Origin of the sequence: Alcaligenes sp. Me129, assembly GCF_050487245.1 — a bacterium.
Taxonomy (GTDB): domain Bacteria; phylum Pseudomonadota; class Gammaproteobacteria; order Burkholderiales; family Burkholderiaceae_B; genus Alcaligenes; species Alcaligenes phenolicus.
In genome coordinates this window covers 91,673-109,568 of sequence record NZ_JBKQGX010000005.1, presented here as the reverse complement: position 1 = coordinate 109,568, position 17,896 = coordinate 91,673, and the positions used below count along the sequence as shown (strand labels likewise).

Sequence of the window (17,896 nt, the reverse complement as noted above, 5' to 3'; positions counted from 1 at the left end):
AAGTATGGCCCAGCATCAGGCGCGCAAGCGCTTTGGACAGAACTTTCTGGAAGATGAGGCCATCATCGACCAGATCATCCGTGCGATTGGCCCTCGGCCTGTCGATAATATGGTGGAAATTGGTCCGGGCCTCTCGGCCCTGACCCGACCGCTGACGCAGGCGCTGGAGCGCTTGCGTGTGGTCGAGATTGACCGTGATCTGGCAGCCCGTCTGCGTAATCACTATTCGCCCAGCAAGCTGGAAATCATTGAGGCTGATGCCTTGAGCGTGGACTTCGGTGCTTTAGGCCCGAATCTGCGTATTGTGGGTAATCTGCCGTACAACATCTCCAGCCCCTTGCTCTTTCATTTGCTGGACTATGCCGATGCCGTGGTGGATCAGCACTTCATGTTGCAACGCGAGGTGATTGATCGCATGGTCGCTAAACCCGGCTCCTCAGACTACAGCCGCCTGTCGGTGATGTTGCAGTCGCGCTATCGCATGGTGAAGTTGTTTGAAGTGCCGCCCGAGGCATTCAACCCACCACCGCGTGTTGTGTCGGCAGTCGTGCGTATGGTGCCTTTGGCGGCAGATCGTCCCCAGGCTCGTGATGCGCGTGTATTCAGCCAGGTTGTGGCGCGGGCCTTCTCGCAAAAACGCAAGATGTTGCGCGGTGGTTTGGGTGACTGGACGGCTCATATCGACTGGGAGGCGCTGGAAATTGCACCTACCAGCCGTCCGGCTGATTTGTCCCTGGAACAGTACATTGCCCTGGCCGATCACCTGATGGATAAGGGCGTTATCCAAGCCGTCTGATAGACAAAACCCCGTAAAGAAAAACACCCCAAAATTGGATATCGATTCCGTTTTGGGGTGTTTTTTATGGTGGGTCGTGTAAGGCTACTCGTCCTTGGAATGATCTGTTATGCCAGCTTGAATCTGCTGGGAAAAAGGTCTTGCCCCCACGCTGAGTCCTGGGCTCCTAGCCAAAGAACCAATAACAAACTGCAATCGAGGCCAGCACGCCTGCCAGATCAGCAATCAAGGCGCAGGAAACCGCGTGGCGGGCACGTTGGATGCCGACCGCACCAAAGTAAACCGCCAGCACATAGAAAGTTGTCTCTGTGCTGCCCTGCACGGTCGCACCCAGCAGGGCCGGGAAGCTGTCCACGCCGTGATGCTGCATGGTTTCAATCAACAGGGCACGAGCGGCACCGGCTGAAAAGGGTTTGACCAGAGCGGTAGGCAAGGCATCAATAAAACGCGTATCCAGTCCAGTCAGGTTCACCAGCCAGCGGATCACGTCCAGCACGATATCCAGAGCGCCAGAGCTGCGTAGCACGCCCACAGCGCACAGCATGGCAACCAGATAGGGCAACAGATCCCTGGCAACACTAAAGCCTTCTTTCGCGCCTTCTACAAAGGCTTCATACAGAGGAATCTTGCGCCGCCAGCCCATCAGCAGGAAAAGCCAGATGATGGACAGCAAGGTTAGATTGCCCATCAGAGAGGACAGCGACTGGATGGCTGCTGCACTGAGCGTAGCCAGCAAGGCCATGAAAGAGCCCAGGATCAGCGCAAAAACGCCAAACCACAGCATCAGAACGGGATCAAATAAACGCAGGCGCTGAACCAGGGCAACGCTGAGCAAGCCCGCCAGGGAGGAGGCAGTGGTGGCCAGCAGAATGGGCAGGAACACCATCGTCGGGTCGGGAGCACCTTGCTGAGCCCGGTACATGAAGATGCTGATGGGGATTAGCGTCAGGGACGAAGCATTCAGCACCAGAAACAGGATCTGTGCATTGGTCGCGGTGTCCGGATGCGGGTTCAGTGTTTGCAGGGACTTCATGGCCCGCAAGCCTATAGGCGTGGCGGCATTGTCCAGGCCCAGGCCATTGGCCGCGAAGTTCAGGGTGATCAGCCCCAAAGCAGGGTGGCCTGCGGGTACGCCGGGCATCAGGCGGCTGAACAAGGGGCCCAGCCAGCGAGCCAGGATATCGATCAGCCCGGCCTTCTCGGCAATTTTCAAGAAACCCAACCACAGGGTGAGCGTGCCAAAAAGCAGCATCATCAGTTGCACGGACAGGGCGGCCATATCGAACAGGCTGCGCACCATTTGTGCAAAAATTTCGCTATTTCCCCCGACCAGCCACTGGTAAAACCCGCTGACGGCGGCAATCAGGAAGAAAAACAGCCAAAGAGTATTGAGCATAGTGTTGGCAGTAAACAGGGCAGGGAAAAGCCAAGCTAGATTGTCGCAGAATACAGGCGGGTTTTAGCGGCTACGGTATGTAAGGGTAGCGGCACAAATAGTCGCAAAGTATGATTCGGACACCTTTGTGCCAAGTTGAATAATTAGGGGTGCATAAAAAAAACCGGCCAATTAAGGCCGGTTCTGTTTGCTTTAATCCACGCGCCCTTTGGCCTGGATCAGTTCAATCTTGTAGCCGTCCGGATCTTCCACAAAGGCGATCACGGTGGTGCCGTGCTTCATCGGGCCTGCTTCGCGTACGACTTTGCCGCCACGAGCCTTGATGTCCTCACAGGCTTTGTAGGCATCAGGCACTTCCAGTGCAATGTGGCCATAGCCGTCGCCCAGATCGTAGGAGGGGGTGTCCCAGTTGTGGGTCAGCTCCAATACGGCGGCTTCGGACTCGTCCTGATAGCCAACAAAAGCCAGGGTGAAGCGGCCGTCCGGGTAGTCGGACTGGCGCAGCAATTTCATGCCCAGCACTTCGGTGTAAAAGGCCAGAGAACGGTCCAGATTGCCGACACGCAGCATGGTGTGCAGGATACGCATAAGGTAGAGCTCCTAGAGTTCAACCTGCCTTAAAGCAGGGGCAGGGTGCCTGGATCATATTGTCGTAACTGATTGCGCGCATTGACAAAATCAGGGTAGAGCGTTTCGACCAAGGCCCAGAAACGTGGGCCGTGATTCATCTCTTGCAGATGCGCGACCTCGTGAGCGACGACGTAATCAATGATGGATGGGTGAAAGTGTATCAGGCGCCAGTTCAGCATAATCGTGCCGTCACTGTTGCAGGAGCCCCAGCGTTTGGCAGGGGCCGCCAGCCGCAATTTGCTGGCACTCAAGCCCGACAGGTTCAAATAATGTTGCAGCCGCTGCTCAAACCACTGTTTGGCTTGTTTTTGCAGCCAGGCCTGAGTCAGTTCCTGAACACGTTGTGGTTCGGCATCGACGGGCAGGGGGAGTGACAGGCGTTGACCTCCTTGAACCTGACCGGCTCGTCCGTCGAAATGTACCTGCTGAATCTGCGGGTTCAGGCTAAGGCGGATGGGCTCACCCATAAAGGGCAGGGTGTCGCCATCGACCCATTGCAGGCTTTGCAAGGCCAGTTGTTCACGACGCTGCTGGTATTCGCGCAGCTTGCGCAGTATCCAGGCGCTTTTGCTGTGCAGCACCTGCTCGGCCTGACTGATCTTGACCCAGGAGGGCAGGGCAACGGTCAGGCCACTGTCGTTGATGGTCAGGCCCAGGGTACGGCGGCGGGAGCGTTTGAGCTGATAGCCAATGGTGTGGCCATCCAGCTGCACCTGCTGCCATTGCACGCCTTCCGGCAAGCTTTCGGGCCGGACAGTCAGGGCACTTTTGGGGGGCAGAGCAGAACCGGCGGGCGGCTTTTCTTGCCGCTGCGCCGGGTGGGGAAAGGCCGTGTCAGGAAACAGAGCCAGTTGTGGGGGGACCGTCATAGCGTTCCGGATTCAAGACGCGCATTTCGGTTTCAATCCATGTCTGTACGCGTTGGTTTACTTCTTCAGGGGTCAGCCCGGCAGGATCAATGGGAGGACCAAAAGAGATAGTAACCAAGCCCGGCGTCTTGATAAAGGCATTGCGACGCCAGCATTCGCCCGCATTATGCGCCACGGGAATAATGGGCGTGCCAGTACGGCTGGCCAGCAAGGCGCCACCCATCTTGTAGCGGCCGGTAGAGCCTGGGGCGGTACGGGTGCCTTCGGGAAACAACAAGGGCCAGCGGCCTTCGTCAATGCGCTGCTGCCCGATCTTGATCACCTGTTCAAAGGCATCCCGGCCTTTGGCACGATCAATAGGAATCATGCGCAGCAAAGCCAGCCCCCAGCCAAAGAAAGGGACTTTGTGCAGTTCACGCTTGTACACAAAGCACACCTGACGCGGCATGTAAGAAGGAAAGAACAGCGTTTCCCAGGCCGACTGGTGCTTGGACAGGATGATGGCCTTGCCATCGGGCAGGTTTTCCCAGCCCTTGGTCTGCCAGCGTATGCCCAGGATCGTGCGCGCACCCCAGACAGCCAGACGTGGCCAGCCAGTGGTAAAGCGATAGCGTATATCCAGGGGCAGTGGCGCAATAATCAGGCAGGCAAAGGCGTAGGGGATAACGGTAATCAACAAAAAGAGTTGATAGAGTGAAGCGCGGATAATGCCCATATCAGTTTCCGTGGAGCCATTTGTCGACAACAGCGGCCAGATCGGCCTCGACGCGCGTGCCTTCGGGCAAGCCGCCTTTCTCTAGGGTACGCATGCCTTTGCCGGTCTGGACCAGCCAGGGGGCACAACCGGCTTGGCTGGCCGCTTGCAGATCGCGCAAGGAATCGCCCACCGAGGGTACGGCTTGCAGGTTCACTTCATAGCGATGTGCAATGTCGCGAAACATGCCGGGGGCCGGTTTGCGACAGGTGCAGCCATCATCCGGGCCGTGCGGGCAAATAAAGATGGCGTCGATAAAGCCACCCAGCAAGGCCAGTTCCCGGCGCATCTTGGCATGGATGGCATTGAGCGTGGTCATGGAAAACAAACCACGCGCCAGACCGGACTGGTTGGTGGCAATGACCACCTTCCAGCCGTTTTCGGTCAGGCGAGCCAAGGCCTCCAGACTGCCTGGGATGGCCTCCCACTCTTGTGGGCTTTTGATAAAGGCATCGCTGTCATGGTTGATGACACCGTCCCGATCAATGATGGCAAGTTTCACTAGTTAGCCAGCCTGGAAAGATCCGCAACCTGGTTCATCAGTGCATGCAGCTTGGCTAGCAAGGCCAGGCGATTGGCACGGATGGCAGGGTCTTCGGCCATGACCATGACGTCCTGGAAGAAGTTGTCCACGGCACCACGGGCCTGGGCCAGCGTGGCCAGGGAAGCATCAAATTCACCGGCTTCAAACTGGGCCTGGGCAACGGGCTGCAATTCCTGAATCTTGGTAGCCAGCTCGCGCTCGGCGGGCTCGACCAGCAGTTGGTCGTCCAGTGTTGCCAGTTCGCCTTCGGCTTTCTTGAGCAGATTGCTGACGCGCTTGTTGGCGGCAGCCAGGCTCTCGGCTTCAGGGCGTTGGGCAAAAGAGGCGCAAGCCTGAATGCGGGCGTGAACCTGTTCCAGCGGTGGACGCAGGGCCAGCACGGCATCGACCACGCTGCGCTCGTAATCGTTGCTGAGCTGATTGCGGTAACGCTCGTAGATGAAGGTCTGAACCGCATCGACCGTGTCATCGGCCAGAACCCCGTCCTTGAAGAAGGAAGCGGTGGTGTTCAGCAGCGTATCCAGATTCAGGCTATTGGCCTTCAATTGGGAACCGGCTTGCAGTTGTTCGTAGGCGCTGATCAGGCCCAGAGCCGCACGGCGCAGGGCGTAGGGGTCGCGTTCGCCAGTTGGAGCCAGACCAATGCCCCAGATACCGACCAGAACTTCGGCACGCTCGGCCAGGAACAGAATGGCTTGGGTCAGGCTGGCTTCTGTGACAGGCTGGTCCAGACGGTGACGGTATTGCTCGCGAATAGCCAGCACGATGTCCTCGGGCTCGCCATCGCCTTGGGCGTAGTAAGCGCCCATCACGCCTTGCAGCTCGGGGAATTCGCCCACCATATTGGAGTTCAAGTCCGCCTTGGCCAGCAAAGCGGCACGACGGGCGTGCTCTTCATTCGCGCCCAGTTGCTTGGCAATGTAGCCAGCCACGGACTGCAGGCGCTCGATGCGGTCCAGCTGCGAACCCAGCTTGTTGTGGTACACGCTGCCGGCCAGCGTAGGAACACGCTCGGCCAAAGTTTGCTTGCGATCAGTTTCAAAGAAGAACTGAGCGTCCGCCAGACGGGGGCGCACCACACGCTCGTTACCTTCGATGATGTTGCTGGGATCATCCACCTTCATATTGCTGACGATCAGGAAGCGATTGGTCAGCTTTTGTGTGGCGGGGTCAAACAGCGGGAAATACTTTTGATTCAGACGCATGGTCAGAATCAGACATTCGGATGGCACTTGCAGGAACTGCTCGTCAAACTGGCCCACGTACACGGTGGGGTATTCGACCAGAGCGGTGACTTCGTTCAGCAGGGCTTCCACTTCGGGATCGTTGCCCAAGGTGGAGTTCAGGCGTTTGGCTTCAGCTTCCAGGTCGGTGCGAATCTGCTCGCGACGAACTTCGAAGGAAGGAACCACCCAGCCTTGCTCCTGGACTTGTGCGGCCCAGCTGTCGGCATCACGGATGTCGAAGGGGACATCGCACATGAAGCGGTGACCGTGTGTCTGGCGACCGGCTTGCAGGCCCAGGGCGCTGACGGGAACGATGTCCGACCCCCACAGGGCGACCAGGCCGTGAGCAGGGCGTACAAAGCGCACGCTGCTGACACCATCGGCCAACTGATAGCGCATCACTTTAGGGATGGGCAGGTGCGTAATGGACCATTCCAGAGCTTCTTGCAGCCCGTCTTTCAGGGCGGCGCCAGTGGCAATGCCGCTGGCGTACAGGTAATCCTGCTTGCCATCGGATTCGCGCAGCAGGTCGCTGGCCTTCAGATGCTCCAGGCCTTTGGCAGCCAGGCGCTTGGCTAGTGCCGGGGCGATCTCACCATTGGCATCCAGGCCAATATGGGCGGGCATCAGCTTTTCGGTATAAGGCTGGTCTTCGGCTTGCTGGTACGCAGCGCTGAACCAGGCCGCCAGACGGCGAGGCGTAGCATAGGCGCGCACTTCACAGTTCGGGGCCAGCAGGGCTTGCTCGCCCAATACTTTTTGCAGACCTTCGCTAAAGGCTTGCCCCAGCTGTTGCAGCGCTTTGGGGGGCAGTTCTTCGGTGAACAGTTCAATCAGCAAAGGCTGTGTCGTGGAGGCATTCATTACTTGGCCTCCGAGGATTTGTTGCTCAGCATGGGGAAACCTAGGCGTTCGCGGGAGTCGTAGTAAGCCTGTGCGACAGCGCGGGACAGATTGCGGATACGGCCAATATAGGCAGCGCGCTCGGTCACACTGATGGCGCCACGGGCATCCAGCATATTGAAGGTGTGGGCAGCTTTCAGCGTTTGCTCGTAAGCGGGCAGGGCCAGCGGCACGTCAATGATGCGCTTGGCTTCGGCTTCGTAGTCGTTGAAGTGTGCAAACAGCACATCGGTGCTGGCGTGCTCGAAGTTGTAGGTGGATTGCTCCACTTCGTTCTGGTGGAACACGTCGCGGTAGTAAATGCGCTGGCCGTTGTGACCTTCGGTCCAGACCAGATCGTAGACGCTTTCCACACCTTGCAAGTACATGGCCAGACGCTCCAGACCGTAGGTGATCTCTCCCGTGGTTGGCGTGCAGTCCAGACCGCCTACTTGCTGGAAGTAGGTGAACTGGGTGACTTCCATACCATTGAGCCAGACTTCCCAGCCCAGACCCCAGGCGCCCAGTGTCGGGTTTTCCCAGTCGTCTTCAACAAAACGGATGTCGTGCGCTTTGGGGTTGATGCCCAAGGCTTCCAGCGAGCCGATATACAAGTCCAGAATGTTTTCAGGTGCGGGCTTGAGCACGACCTGAAACTGGTAATAGTGTTGCAGGCGGTTGGGGTTGTCCCCGTAACGCCCGTCTTTGGGGCGGCGCGAAGGCTGCACATAGGCAGCGCGCCACGGTTCAGGGCCGATGGCCCGCAAAAAGGTTGCCGTATGAGAGGTTCCGGCACCGACTTCCATATCGTAGGGCTGAAGCAGAGCGCATCCGTGCTTGTCCCAGTATTGCTGGAGCGTAAGTATGATTTGCTGAAAGGTGAGCATGAGCAATGGCCAGTAAAGCGAGAATCTGCAAAATTTTTCTATTTTAGCGTGAACTGCGCCCTTGCAGCAGAAAAGCGCCCGCAATGGGCTATTTTGGCCGTCCGGGCCATGGGCAAGGCCGCTGTGTACCGGGCGGTCAGGTTGTTTTTAGACGTATCATATGCGTTTGTCCAAATACTGCTTATTTGCTGACCTGATCTTGAAACAGAATCTCGGGCGGCAGTCTAAAGGAGGCTAGGTCCATGAGTGAACTTGTCACGCTTGAACGTATCGGCAAGGTGTTGTTGATTACTTTGAACCGTCCCGAGGCACGCAATGCCATCAACCTGGAAACCGCGCAGGCGCTGGCCCAGGCTCTGGATGAGTTCGATGCCGACCCCAGCATTGCCGTAGGCGTGCTGACAGGGGCCAACAATACCTTCTGCGCCGGTATGGATTTGAAAGCCTTTGCCAAGACTGGCCAGCGCCCCTATGTAGGCGACCGCGGTTTCGCTGGTATTTGCGAGCGCCCGCCTGCCAAGCCATTGATTGCCGCCGTGGAAGGCTACTGCCTGGCCGGTGGTTTTGAAATTGCCCTGTCCTGCGACCTGATTGTTGCGGCCGACAGCGCCAACTTTGGCCTGCCTGAAGTGAAACGCGGCATTGTCCCCGGATCGGGCGGCATGGTGCGCTTGCCTAGCCGTATTCCTTACCACATGGCCATGGAAATGGTGCTGACCGGTGGTATGTACCCTGCAGCCCGCATGGCCGAACTGGGTCTGGTCAGCCGTCTGGCCGAACCCGGCAAAACTACCGAGCAGGCGCTGGCACTGGCCGAGCAGATCGCCGCCAACGGTCCTTTGGCCGTGCAAACCGCCAAGAGCATCATTTCCCAGTCGCGCGACTGGCGTCAGTCGGATCTGTTCGATCTGCAGCGCCCCCGTATCGCCGGCATTTTTACCTCTGCAGACGCCAAGGAAGGCGCGACGGCTTTTGCCGAGAAGCGCGAACCTGTCTGGCAGGGCAAATAGTTTCTCCTTGTTCATCCCGTTTTTTATATAGACGCCACCATGACCACGATCAAAGAAGACGATCTGATTCAGTCCATCGCTGATGCGGTGCAGTTCATCAGTTACTACCATCCCACCGACTATCTGGAACATCTGGCCCGCGCTTATGAGCGCGAACAGAACCCGGCGGCCAAAGATGCCATCGCCCAGATCCTGACCAACTCGCGCATGTGTGCCGAGGGCCATCGCCCCATCTGTCAGGACACCGGGGTGGTGAACGTATTCCTGAAAGTGGGCATGGGTGTGCGCTTTGATACCAAGCGCTCCTTGCAGGAGCTCTGTGACGAGGGGGTGCGTCGCGGTTATCTGAATCCGGATAATCCACTGCGTGCCTCCATCCTGAACGACCCCTTGTTCACCCGTAAAAACACGCGCGATAACACACCCTGTATTGTGAGTGTGGAACTGGTCGCTGGGGATCAGGTCCACATTCAAGTGGCAGCCAAGGGTGGTGGTTCGGAAAACAAGAGCAAGTTCGTGATGCTCAACCCCAGCGATTCTCTGGTGGACTGGGTGCTCAAGACGGTTCCTACGATGGGCGCTGGCTGGTGTCCTCCGGGCATGCTGGGTATTGGCGTGGGCGGCACGGCTGAAAAAGCCATGCTGATGGCCAAGGAAGCCCTGATGGAAGACATCGATATGTACGAGCTGCTGCAACGCGGTCCGCAAAACAAGCTGGAAGAGCTGCGTATCGAACTGTACGAGAAGGTCAATGCCCTGGGTATTGGCGCCCAAGGCCTGGGTGGTTTGACGACCGTGCTGGACGTGAAGATCAATACCTTCCCGACCCACGCGGCTTCCAAGCCTGTGGCCATGATCCCCAACTGTGCCGCGACCCGTCACGTGCACTTCTCGCTGGACGGCAACGGTCCCGCCGAGCTGGCACCTCCACCGCTGTCGGCCTGGCCTGACATTCACTGGGCACCGGACTACAACAAGTCCCGCCAGGTGAACCTGGACGAACTGACTCCTGAAGAAGTGGCTTCCTGGACGCCAGGTCAGACCTTGTTGCTGTCGGGCAAGATGCTGACGGGCCGTGATGCGGCTCACAAGCGTATTCAGGACATGCTGGAAAAGGGCGAATCCCTGCCTGTGGACTTCACCAACCGCGTGATTTACTACGTGGGCCCGGTTGATCCTGTACGTGACGAAGCCGTTGGCCCAGCAGGCCCAACCACGGCCACTCGCATGGACAAGTTCACCGAGATGATGCTGGCCAAAACCGGCCTGATCTCCATGATCGGCAAGGCCGAGCGTGGCCCAACCGCGATTGAAGCCATCCGTGCCCACAAGTCGGCGTACCTGATGGCTGTGGGTGGTTCCGCGTACCTGGTGTCCAAGGCCATTCGCAATGCGAAAGTGGTGGCTTTTGAAGACCTGGGCATGGAAGCCATTTACGAGTTTGAAGTTCAGGACATGCCCGTGACCGTGGCCGTGGACTCGCAAGGCGTGTCCGTGCACAACACTGGCCCTGCCGAGTGGCGCAAGCGTATCGCAGAGATCTCTTTGGTCGCTGTGTAAGACGTGAAACGGGAAGCTTGGGCTTCCCGGCGCTATCGATACAAAACCCGCCTGAGTGTTTCTGGTCTGCTTGTAATAGCAGCGTCAGCACAACATTCAATGCGGGTTTTTTTATGTCTGTCGTTTGTATGAGCTTTGCTTGGCTGCCTGAATGTTCTGGTTTTAGGAGAGGTTCATTACCGCTATAGATGCCAGGGCCGTATATTTCTGGTGGCTCAAGATGTCGCGTAAAAAAGAATTCGATCTGTTGATCTGCCTGCCGTTAGAAGCAGATGATCCCAGACCCGCTCTTTGCCTGGGTACTGGCTTTTTCAGCATCGCCCGTTCAGGACTTGATCAGCAAGCCGCGCAGTAATAAATCCAGTGCAGCCAGCCCTTTTACCAAGCGGGCATCCCCATCCTCTCCCTGCGCAATCCAGAAGGCGGCTTCGGCCAGACTGCCGTAAATCAGGGAAGCCAGGGCGTGGGGATCTGCCTGTTCAATCCGACCTTGATCCATCAGTGCCTGAATCAAGCCTTCCATGGAACCCACGCAATACTGATGCGATTCGGGTGATGCGCCCCCCAGTACGGCCTTGGCATCACACAAGACAATGCGCTGCATTTCCGGTTCCAGCGCCATTTCCAGATAGGCATGGCAGCGGCGTACAAACCCGTCCCATGCGTCCTCGGCATTGTTTGAAATAGCCTGCAGGCGCTCGTCCATTTCTGCATCGATCTGGTCGACCACCGCCGCCAGTAAACCCTTTTTGTCACCGAAATGATGGTAGAGCGCACCACGTGTCAGGCCCGCTTGCGCCGTCAACTCGTCCATGGATGTGTCGGCATAGCCACGTTCTGCAAAGAAAGTGCGAGCGGTGGCCAGCAGCGTGGCGCGGGTTTCTTCCATCTCGGCGCGAGTACGGCGTGCCATAGTTTCTCCTTACATACGATCTGAATGTATATTTACATGCACAGCGTATGTATATATCATTTTAAACATACGCCCTGTATGTATTGTCGACGCATCACCGTGTCGTGGCAAGCGGGCGCTCACGGAGAATGTAATGGCTCAGCCTTATCGAGAACTTTTTGCCGCGCCTGGCACACGGGGATTCGCCCTGGCCGGGCTGCTGGCTCGGATTCCGCTGCCCATGATAGGGATAGGAATCATCACCATGCTGTCGCAACTGCGGGGCAGCTATGCCTTGGCGGGGGCGGTGTCCGCCTCCTTTGTATTGAGCTATGCGCTGGTGTCGCCGCAGGTGTCCCGTTGGGTGGACCGGCGTGGGCAAAGCCGTGTTCTGCCGCTAGCAACAGCCATTAGTGTTCTGGGCTTGTTGCTCTTGTTGGGGGCGACATGGTGGCAAGCGCCTGACTGGACCTTGTTTGCAGGCGCGGTGCTGGCCGGTTTCATGCCTAGCATGTCGGCCATGGTGCGTGCTCGCTGGACGGCGATTTATCGTGGGCAGGATCGCTTGCAAACAGCATATTCGCTGGAAACCGTGCTGGATGAAGTCACCTTTATTGCCGGGCCGCCTTTGTCGGTGGGTTTGGCGGTCCTGGTGTTTCCACAAGCCGGTGTGCTGGCTGCTGCGCTATTGCTGATTGCCGGTGTGTCGGCTCTGTTGTTGCAAAAGGGGACTGAGCCGCCGATCCAAGCACAGGAGCAGGGCAGCCGCCCTTCGGTCCTGCGTCTGAATAGTGTGCGTTTGCTGGCACTGCTGATGGTCGCCATGGGCGTGATCGTGGGCACCGTGGATATTGTCAGCGTGGCCTTTGCCCAGCAAATGGGGCAGCCGGGGGCGGCCAGCCTGGTGCTGTCGGCTTACGCCCTGGGTTCTTGCGCAGCAGGTCTGGTGTTTGGTGGTTTGAAGCTGAACATCCCTTTGCATCGCCTGCTGCTGTTGGGCGGTTTGGCTACCGCCGCTACGACCTTGCCTTTATTGCTGGTGGCCAGCGTGGCACAGCTGGCAGGGGCGGTTTTGCTGGCTGGTCTGTTTTTCGCTCCCACCATGATTGTGGCCATGTCGCTGGTCGAGCGTGTGGTGCCGGAGCAGCAATTAACCGAGGGCATGACCTGGCTGCTGGCTGGTCTGAATATTGGTGTGGCTATGGGGGCTGCCGCTTCGGGGCGGATGGTGGATCAGGGCGGAGCCAGTTCCGGCTTTATGGTTGCGCTCTATGCCGCTGCCCTGATCGTCTTGCTTGCCTTGTGCAGCTATCAAAGTTTGCGCGCACCTGTAGTAGCCCGCTCCTGCGCTGTCTAGACTTCTTTCTTTGAGCATGTAGCGATGAATACTTCTTCTCTATCCATGGCCGGGCAGCCCAGCAAGCGGCAGTCCTGGCTGGCTGTTATTGCCGTTGGCCTAGCCACTTTTTCTGTGGTCACGACGGAAATGCTGCCCGTAAGTTTACTGACTCCCATTGCAGACAGTTTGCAGACTTCCACGGGGACGGCTGCTTTGCTGATTTCCTTGCCTGCCTTGTTGGCAGCCCTGTTTGCGCCTCTGGTGGTGCTGGCCTCTGGTGGCGTGGACAGACGCCGCATTCTGTGCGGTTTGCTGGCCTTGCTGGTGATGGCCAATATAGCGTCCGCCCTGGCTCCCAGCATCGGCTGGATGCTGGCCGCCCGTGTTCTGGTTGGTTTTTGTATGGGAGGCATCTGGGCCATTGCAGGTGGCTTGGCATCCCGTCTGGTTCTGGCTCAGTCTGCAGGTTTGGCAACCTCGATCATCTTCGGTGGGGTTGCCGCCGCTTCTGTGTTGGGCGTGCCATTGGGCGCATTGATGGGTGAACTGGCTGGATGGCGCTGGGCGTTTGGCGGCATGGCGCTGCTGAGCGCTTTGGTGTTGATCTTCCATCTGGCCGTGATTCCGCCCCTGTCCGTGTCGCGCTCGACCACATGGCGTCAGTTCGCCGAGCAGTTTGGCAATCGGCAGTTATGGTTTGGTTTGCTCTTGACCCTGATTCTGGTCGCGGGGCACTTCAGCGCATTTACCTTTGTGCGTCCGCTTTTGCTGGCTGTTTCCGGCATAGGTGTTCAATGGATAGGAGCCTTGTTGTTTGCTTATGGAGTGGCCGGGATTGTGGGCAATTTCCTGATCGGGATGTCGGCGGCCAAACGCACTGAAGCCAGCTTGATGGCGATAGCGTTGGGTCTAAGCATCACTGCTTTGCTTTTCTTGACAGTGGGTAGATCACCGCTGAGTGGAGGTGCGATTTTGCTGCTTTGGGGCCTGGCGTATGGCGGGGTGTCGGTAGGGCTGATGAGCTGGATGATGAAGGCCGCTGCCAATGCTGTTGAGGTGGCTACGGCGTTGTACGTGGCTGTGTTCAATATCGGCATAGCGCTTGGCTCCTGGCTGGGCGGGCAGACTGTGGATGCCTACGGTTTAAGCGCGAATCTGGGATTGGCTGGAGCCGGATCGTTTGTTGTGTTTTTGCTGCTTTTCGGAACAATTTTGCATCAAAAAAAATGAGCAGAAAAAACGGGCCCGGACTGATTTTTCCGGGTTTGCCAGGGCGCAAGCGCGGGTTATTGCTTATTGGAGTCTTGGAGGAGCGCTGCGACGATGTCTGTCAGAACTCCTTGAAATATTCTGTACATCGTTATGTTGTACGGTATAGGGATGCTTTCTGGCTGACCTCCCTTATGGGCACACAACGTCGGTATGGGTGGTCTTAATTAAGGGCCTTGTATGACGCAACTTCAGCGCTCCATCACTATTCCGCAGCTCAACCCCACAATCTGGAACACTCTTGAGCTCGTGCGCTTACGCCAAACCCCCTGGCACAAGAAACAAGCAGTTTTTGAACAATTACAGTCGCTGGGATTAGTCCAAGCCATCCCGCAAACGACGCAGACTCCTTCCCCTTTCCCCGCTCCCCTGATAGCCATGTTGACCGAAGAAGGGCGGCAATTGCTGGAAGCTCGATCCAATCATCAAGAGGCCTTGATCAAGCTTTTGGACGCGTGATCCTTTAGCTTGAACTGGTTTGCCTGGCTTGTCCTTTGCCGGTCAGGCCAGGCCGCTTGCCCTCTTTGAACGTTTTCTGGATAAGTGACGCCTTGAGCGAAAACTGTATAATGCTGTTTTTATATACAGTATTTCGATCATGGAGCTATCGCGCAAACTCGAGATTCTGGCCGACGCGGCAAAGTACGATGCCTCTTGCGCCAGCAGTGCCGCGCCCAAACGGGATTCCCGTGGGCGTACGGGTCTTGGGGCCAGTACGGGGGCCGGCATCTGTCATAGCTTTACGCCTGACGGGCGCTGCGTATCGCTGCTCAAAATACTGCTGACCAATTTTTGTCAGTATGACTGCCTGTATTGCGTGAACCGGCGCTCCAGCAACGTGCCACGCGCGCGTTTTCGGCCTGCCGAAGTGGTTGATCTGACGCTGGATTTTTATCGGCGTAACTATATAGATGGTCTGTTTCTGAGCTCGGGCATCATACGAAGTTCGGACTACACCATGGAGAGCCTGGTCGAGGTGGCGCGCTCCTTGCGCGAAGATCACCATTTTCGCGGCTATATCCACCTTAAAACCATTCCTGATGCAGATCCCCAGCTGATTACGTTGGCTGGTCTTTATGCAGACCGCCTCAGCGTCAACATCGAGCTTCCCACAGACGCTGGCCTGAGCCGTCTTGCGCCCGAGAAAAGTGGGCATACGATCAAGCGCGCCATGGGCGTCATTCGTCTGTCCCAGGAACAGGCTCAGGAGGAGAAGCGGCCTAAAGTGCCTGCCGGGCAAAGTACACAAATGATTGTCGGTGCGGATGCAGCGGATGACCGCAATATCTTGCAAACGGCGCAGACCTTGTACGGAGCCTACAAGCTCAAGCGGGTGTATTACTCGGCATTCAGCCCCATCCCGGACAGTTCGTCGGCGCTGCCAGCCCAGCCGCCGCCGCTCTTGCGGGAGCATCGTCTGTATCAGGCCGATTTCCTGCTGCGTAGCTACGGTTTCCGGGCCGAGGAGCTGTTTCAGGATAAGGGCGATTTACCCTTGGATATTGATCCCAAGCTGTCTTGGGCCTTGTCCAATCGAGCGGTTTTTCCGGTAGATCTGAATCGGGCGCCCGAGCGTCTGATTGCGCGTGTTCCGGGTATAGGCATACGCAATGCCAAGCGCCTGGTCGAGCTTCGTCAGATGCGGGCGATCCGATATCAGGACTTGATTCGCTTGCGGTGTTCCATCAAGACATTGCAGCCGTTTGTAGTGGTCCAGGATTACCGTCCCGGCCTTGCTGAAGCCGCGTCAGACAAGCTGCGACGCATGCTCTCGAGCAATCCGCAGCAACTGAGCTTGCTATGAATCCTCCTTGTGTGACGACCTTGCTTCTTTCTGGCAGCAGGAGCCAACAGTCATGATGACTCTGATGGTGAACGGCGGTTATCTGGCCTGGCGCGAGCAGGCATTACGCGCTTTGGCCGAGGGCTGGTCGCCGGAGGAGCTTTGTTGGGCAGAAGCAAGCCCGGATTTAGGGCGGCAAGGGCAGCAAATCGGGTTGGAGTATGAAGCGTCCCATGCGCCGCTTCCCTCTCCTGTTTCCTTGCAAGAGCCCCAGGCGCAGCAGCCCGTTTCCAGTGTGTCTGTGCGTATTTCCAAAGGGCTGGCTGCCTTGCTGCAGGATGCGGCCCTGTGTCGTGCGCCGGCGCGTTGGGCTTTACTTTACCGTGTCCTGTGGCGCTGGCATCAGGGTGATCGCAGTGTGGAGTCTGTAGCAGACGAAGATGGTGCCCGTTTGTACGAGATGGCCAAAGCGGTGCGTAAGGAAAAACACGACATGATGGCTTATGTACGGTTCCGCCATTGTGGCAAGGGCATGCAGCCCGAGTACTGGGCCTGGTTTGAACCCGAGCATGATGTGCTGGAGTGGATTGCAGACTATTTCTCCAAACGCATGGGGGGCACGTCGTGGTGTATCGCGACGCCGCAAGGGCTTGCACTGTGGGATGGTCGGAATCTGCAGCTGCAGGATGCCCCCGACAATATAGAGGCGTTACGGGCTGGCCCGGCCGATGATCAGGTGGAGGCCTTGTGGTTGCGCTATTACCAAAGCATTTTCAATCCGGCTCGGCTGAATGAAACCGCTCTGCAGCAGAGCATGCCAGTGCGATTCTGGAAAGGCCTGCCCGAAGCCAGCTTGATTCCCGCCATGATTAGCGAGGCACGTAATGGCGCCCGGCGAGTGGGGCAGTTTAGTGCGGTAGCCCGGATGCCAGGCAAGTCAGTCGCGGTGGAGGCCCACAGCGCACAGCCTTACCGCAGTGAACCGTCTGTACTGGAAGCCTGTCGTCGCTGCGGCCTTTGGGAACATGCTACGCAAGCCGTGCCGGGAGAAGGCCCGGCAACAGCGCGCATGATGTTGCTGGGCGAGCAACCCGGTGATTACGAGGATTTGGCCGGGCGTGTCTTTGTCGGTCCTGCAGGGCGGGTTCTGGATCAGGCTTTGCAGCGTGCCGGTATTGAACGCAATGCGCTGTATCTGAGCAATGCCGTCAAGCATTTCAAATGGAAAGGGCGAGGCAAGCAGCGTTTGCATGTCAGCCCCTCTCAAGCCGAAGTGCAGGCATGTGGGCACTGGTTACAAGAAGAGCTGGCGCGTCTTGAACCTGCTGTCATCGTCACCTTGGGAGCGACGGCCTTGACTGCTTTGCTGGGAACCCAAGTGCCGCTTGCTCAGTATTTGGCCAAGCCGTTTCTTTTAGGGCAGACGTGGGTAATTGCAGCTTGGCATCCTTCGTATGCGCTGCGTGTGGACTCTGCGGCCCGCCGCGAGGAAATTGTCAGCAGTATTACCCAGGTCTTGCAAATGGGATGGCGGCTGGCGACAGGCTCCGCTACGGACGAGGGCCTGGCCGCGGGTATCAACTCAGCCGCTTGATTTCCTGATCTTGCACATTGACCAGTAACTCCCTGATGTGGCCTTGAGCCAGTTCAAGTTCAGGAGCCAGATCAGCCAGCGGTACCAGCACAAAAGCACGTTCATGCATGCGGGGGTGGGGTACGATCAGCCGCTCCGTGTTGATCTGCTCTTGCCCGTAAAGCAGCAAGTCCAGATCCAGAGTACGGGGTGCATTACGGTACAGGCGCGTGCGGCCGTGCTCTTGCTCGATGTGTTGCAGACGGTCCAGCAAGGTCTCGGGAGCCAGGGTGCAGGTGAAGCGAACGACTGTATTGACGTAATCCGGGCCACTGGAATCGACGGGAGCCGTGCTGTAGAAATGGGCCAGCGTCAGATCCTGGATGCCAGCAGTAGCGGCCAGTTCAGCCGCTGCTGTGTCCAGAGTTTGTCGTGCTTCGCCCAGATTTGCGCCCATGGCGACGAAAACGGTGGTGCTGCCTGGAA

Annotated in this window: 18 protein-coding genes; 9 read left to right on the top strand and 9 right to left on the bottom strand. The window is 57.7% G+C overall.

Annotation, left to right across the window (positions count from 1 at the left end; translation table 11 throughout):
• The first annotated feature begins 4 nt into the window (after window positions 1-4).
• Window positions 5-796 (top strand): 16S rRNA (adenine(1518)-N(6)/adenine(1519)-N(6))-dimethyltransferase RsmA, encoded by a 792-nt coding sequence (rsmA, locus tag ACLPGZ_RS07305; protein WP_137431391.1) that lies wholly within the window; start codon window positions 5-7, stop codon window positions 794-796.
• Between the two features lie 166 nt (window positions 797-962).
• Here rsmA and ACLPGZ_RS07300 read toward each other — a convergent pair whose 3' ends face one another.
• The 7 genes from ACLPGZ_RS07300 to glyQ form a co-directional block, all read right to left on the bottom strand.
• A complete protein-coding gene (locus ACLPGZ_RS07300; protein WP_239055177.1) occupies window positions 963-2,192 on the bottom strand; it encodes a nucleoside recognition domain-containing protein in 1,230 nt (409 codons plus the stop codon).
• A 192-nt stretch (window positions 2,193-2,384) separates the two neighbouring features.
• Window positions 2,385-2,780, bottom strand: a complete 396-nt coding sequence (gene gloA, locus ACLPGZ_RS07295) for a lactoylglutathione lyase (RefSeq protein ID WP_035271035.1) — start codon at window positions 2,778-2,780, stop codon at window positions 2,385-2,387.
• Window positions 2,781-2,809: 29 nt separating this feature from the next.
• Complete coding sequence (locus ACLPGZ_RS07290) at window positions 2,810-3,691, bottom strand: M48 family metallopeptidase (RefSeq protein ID WP_060185621.1); 882 nt, start codon at window positions 3,689-3,691, stop codon at window positions 2,810-2,812.
• On the bottom strand, window positions 3,657-4,406 hold the full coding sequence (locus tag ACLPGZ_RS07285) for a lysophospholipid acyltransferase family protein (protein WP_009454973.1): 750 nt from the start codon (window positions 4,404-4,406) through the stop codon (window positions 3,657-3,659). The genes ACLPGZ_RS07290 and ACLPGZ_RS07285 overlap by 35 nt, the downstream gene beginning before the upstream one ends.
• Before the next feature lies 1 nt (window position 4,407).
• Window positions 4,408-4,947, bottom strand: a complete 540-nt coding sequence (gene gmhB, locus ACLPGZ_RS07280; protein WP_026485199.1) for a D-glycero-beta-D-manno-heptose 1,7-bisphosphate 7-phosphatase — start codon at window positions 4,945-4,947, stop codon at window positions 4,408-4,410.
• Window positions 4,947-7,079 carry a glycine--tRNA ligase subunit beta gene (gene glyS, locus ACLPGZ_RS07275; protein WP_239055178.1) on the bottom strand — a complete coding sequence of 711 codons (2,133 nt, stop codon included), beginning with the start codon at window positions 7,077-7,079 and terminating at the stop codon, window positions 4,947-4,949. The genes gmhB and glyS overlap by 1 nt, the downstream gene beginning before the upstream one ends.
• Window positions 7,079-7,984, bottom strand: a complete 906-nt coding sequence (gene glyQ, locus ACLPGZ_RS07270; RefSeq protein WP_026485201.1) for a glycine--tRNA ligase subunit alpha — start codon at window positions 7,982-7,984, stop codon at window positions 7,079-7,081. Before glyQ ends, glyS begins: the two co-directional genes overlap by 1 nt.
• Here glyQ and ACLPGZ_RS07265 point away from each other — a divergent pair.
• From ACLPGZ_RS07265 to ACLPGZ_RS07255, 3 genes are read left to right on the top strand one after another with little or no spacing between them, the layout of a single operon-like run.
• Window positions 7,931-8,176, top strand: coding sequence for a hypothetical protein (locus tag ACLPGZ_RS07265; protein ID WP_162089543.1), 246 nt, complete (start codon window positions 7,931-7,933; stop codon window positions 8,174-8,176). The genes glyQ and ACLPGZ_RS07265 overlap by 54 nt on opposite strands.
• A gap of 50 nt (window positions 8,177-8,226) precedes the next feature.
• A complete protein-coding gene (locus tag ACLPGZ_RS07260) occupies window positions 8,227-8,994 on the top strand; it encodes a crotonase/enoyl-CoA hydratase family protein (protein ID WP_060185623.1) in 768 nt (255 codons plus the stop codon).
• 39 nt (window positions 8,995-9,033) lie between these two features.
• On the top strand, window positions 9,034-10,554 hold the full coding sequence (locus ACLPGZ_RS07255; RefSeq protein WP_239055179.1) for a fumarate hydratase: 1,521 nt from the start codon (window positions 9,034-9,036) through the stop codon (window positions 10,552-10,554).
• 325 nt (window positions 10,555-10,879) lie between these two features.
• Here the strand turns inward: ACLPGZ_RS07255 and ACLPGZ_RS07250 are convergent, their stop codons facing one another.
• Window positions 10,880-11,467 (bottom strand): TetR/AcrR family transcriptional regulator, encoded by a 588-nt coding sequence (locus ACLPGZ_RS07250; protein ID WP_035271028.1) that lies wholly within the window; start codon window positions 11,465-11,467, stop codon window positions 10,880-10,882.
• A gap of 133 nt (window positions 11,468-11,600) precedes the next feature.
• Between ACLPGZ_RS07250 and ACLPGZ_RS07245 the strand changes: the two genes are divergently transcribed.
• From ACLPGZ_RS07245 to ACLPGZ_RS07225, 5 genes are all read left to right on the top strand, one after another.
• Window positions 11,601-12,803, top strand: a complete 1,203-nt coding sequence (locus ACLPGZ_RS07245) for an MFS transporter (RefSeq protein WP_239055180.1) — start codon at window positions 11,601-11,603, stop codon at window positions 12,801-12,803.
• Window positions 12,804-12,827: 24 nt separating this feature from the next.
• Window positions 12,828-14,015 carry an MFS transporter gene (locus tag ACLPGZ_RS07240; RefSeq protein ID WP_429641107.1) on the top strand — a complete coding sequence of 396 codons (1,188 nt, stop codon included), beginning with the start codon at window positions 12,828-12,830 and terminating at the stop codon, window positions 14,013-14,015.
• 219 nt (window positions 14,016-14,234) lie between these two features.
• Entirely contained in the window at window positions 14,235-14,513 is a 279-nt protein-coding gene (locus tag ACLPGZ_RS07235) for a hypothetical protein (RefSeq protein ID WP_022983473.1), read from the top strand.
• Between the two features lie 139 nt (window positions 14,514-14,652).
• Window positions 14,653-15,858: a putative DNA modification/repair radical SAM protein gene (locus ACLPGZ_RS07230; protein ID WP_009461276.1), complete on the top strand. Its 1,206-nt coding sequence runs from the start codon at window positions 14,653-14,655 to the stop codon at window positions 15,856-15,858.
• Between the two features lie 52 nt (window positions 15,859-15,910).
• Window positions 15,911-17,431: a UdgX family uracil-DNA binding protein gene (locus ACLPGZ_RS07225; RefSeq protein WP_239055183.1), complete on the top strand. Its 1,521-nt coding sequence runs from the start codon at window positions 15,911-15,913 to the stop codon at window positions 17,429-17,431.
• Here ACLPGZ_RS07225 and folK read toward each other — a convergent pair.
• Window positions 17,415-17,867 carry a 2-amino-4-hydroxy-6-hydroxymethyldihydropteridine diphosphokinase gene (gene folK / locus ACLPGZ_RS07220; protein ID WP_060185774.1) on the bottom strand — a complete coding sequence of 151 codons (453 nt, stop codon included), beginning with the start codon at window positions 17,865-17,867 and terminating at the stop codon, window positions 17,415-17,417. The two genes, ACLPGZ_RS07225 and folK, sit on opposite strands and share 17 nt — an antisense overlap.
• Between the last annotated feature and the right edge of the window lie 29 nt (window positions 17,868-17,896).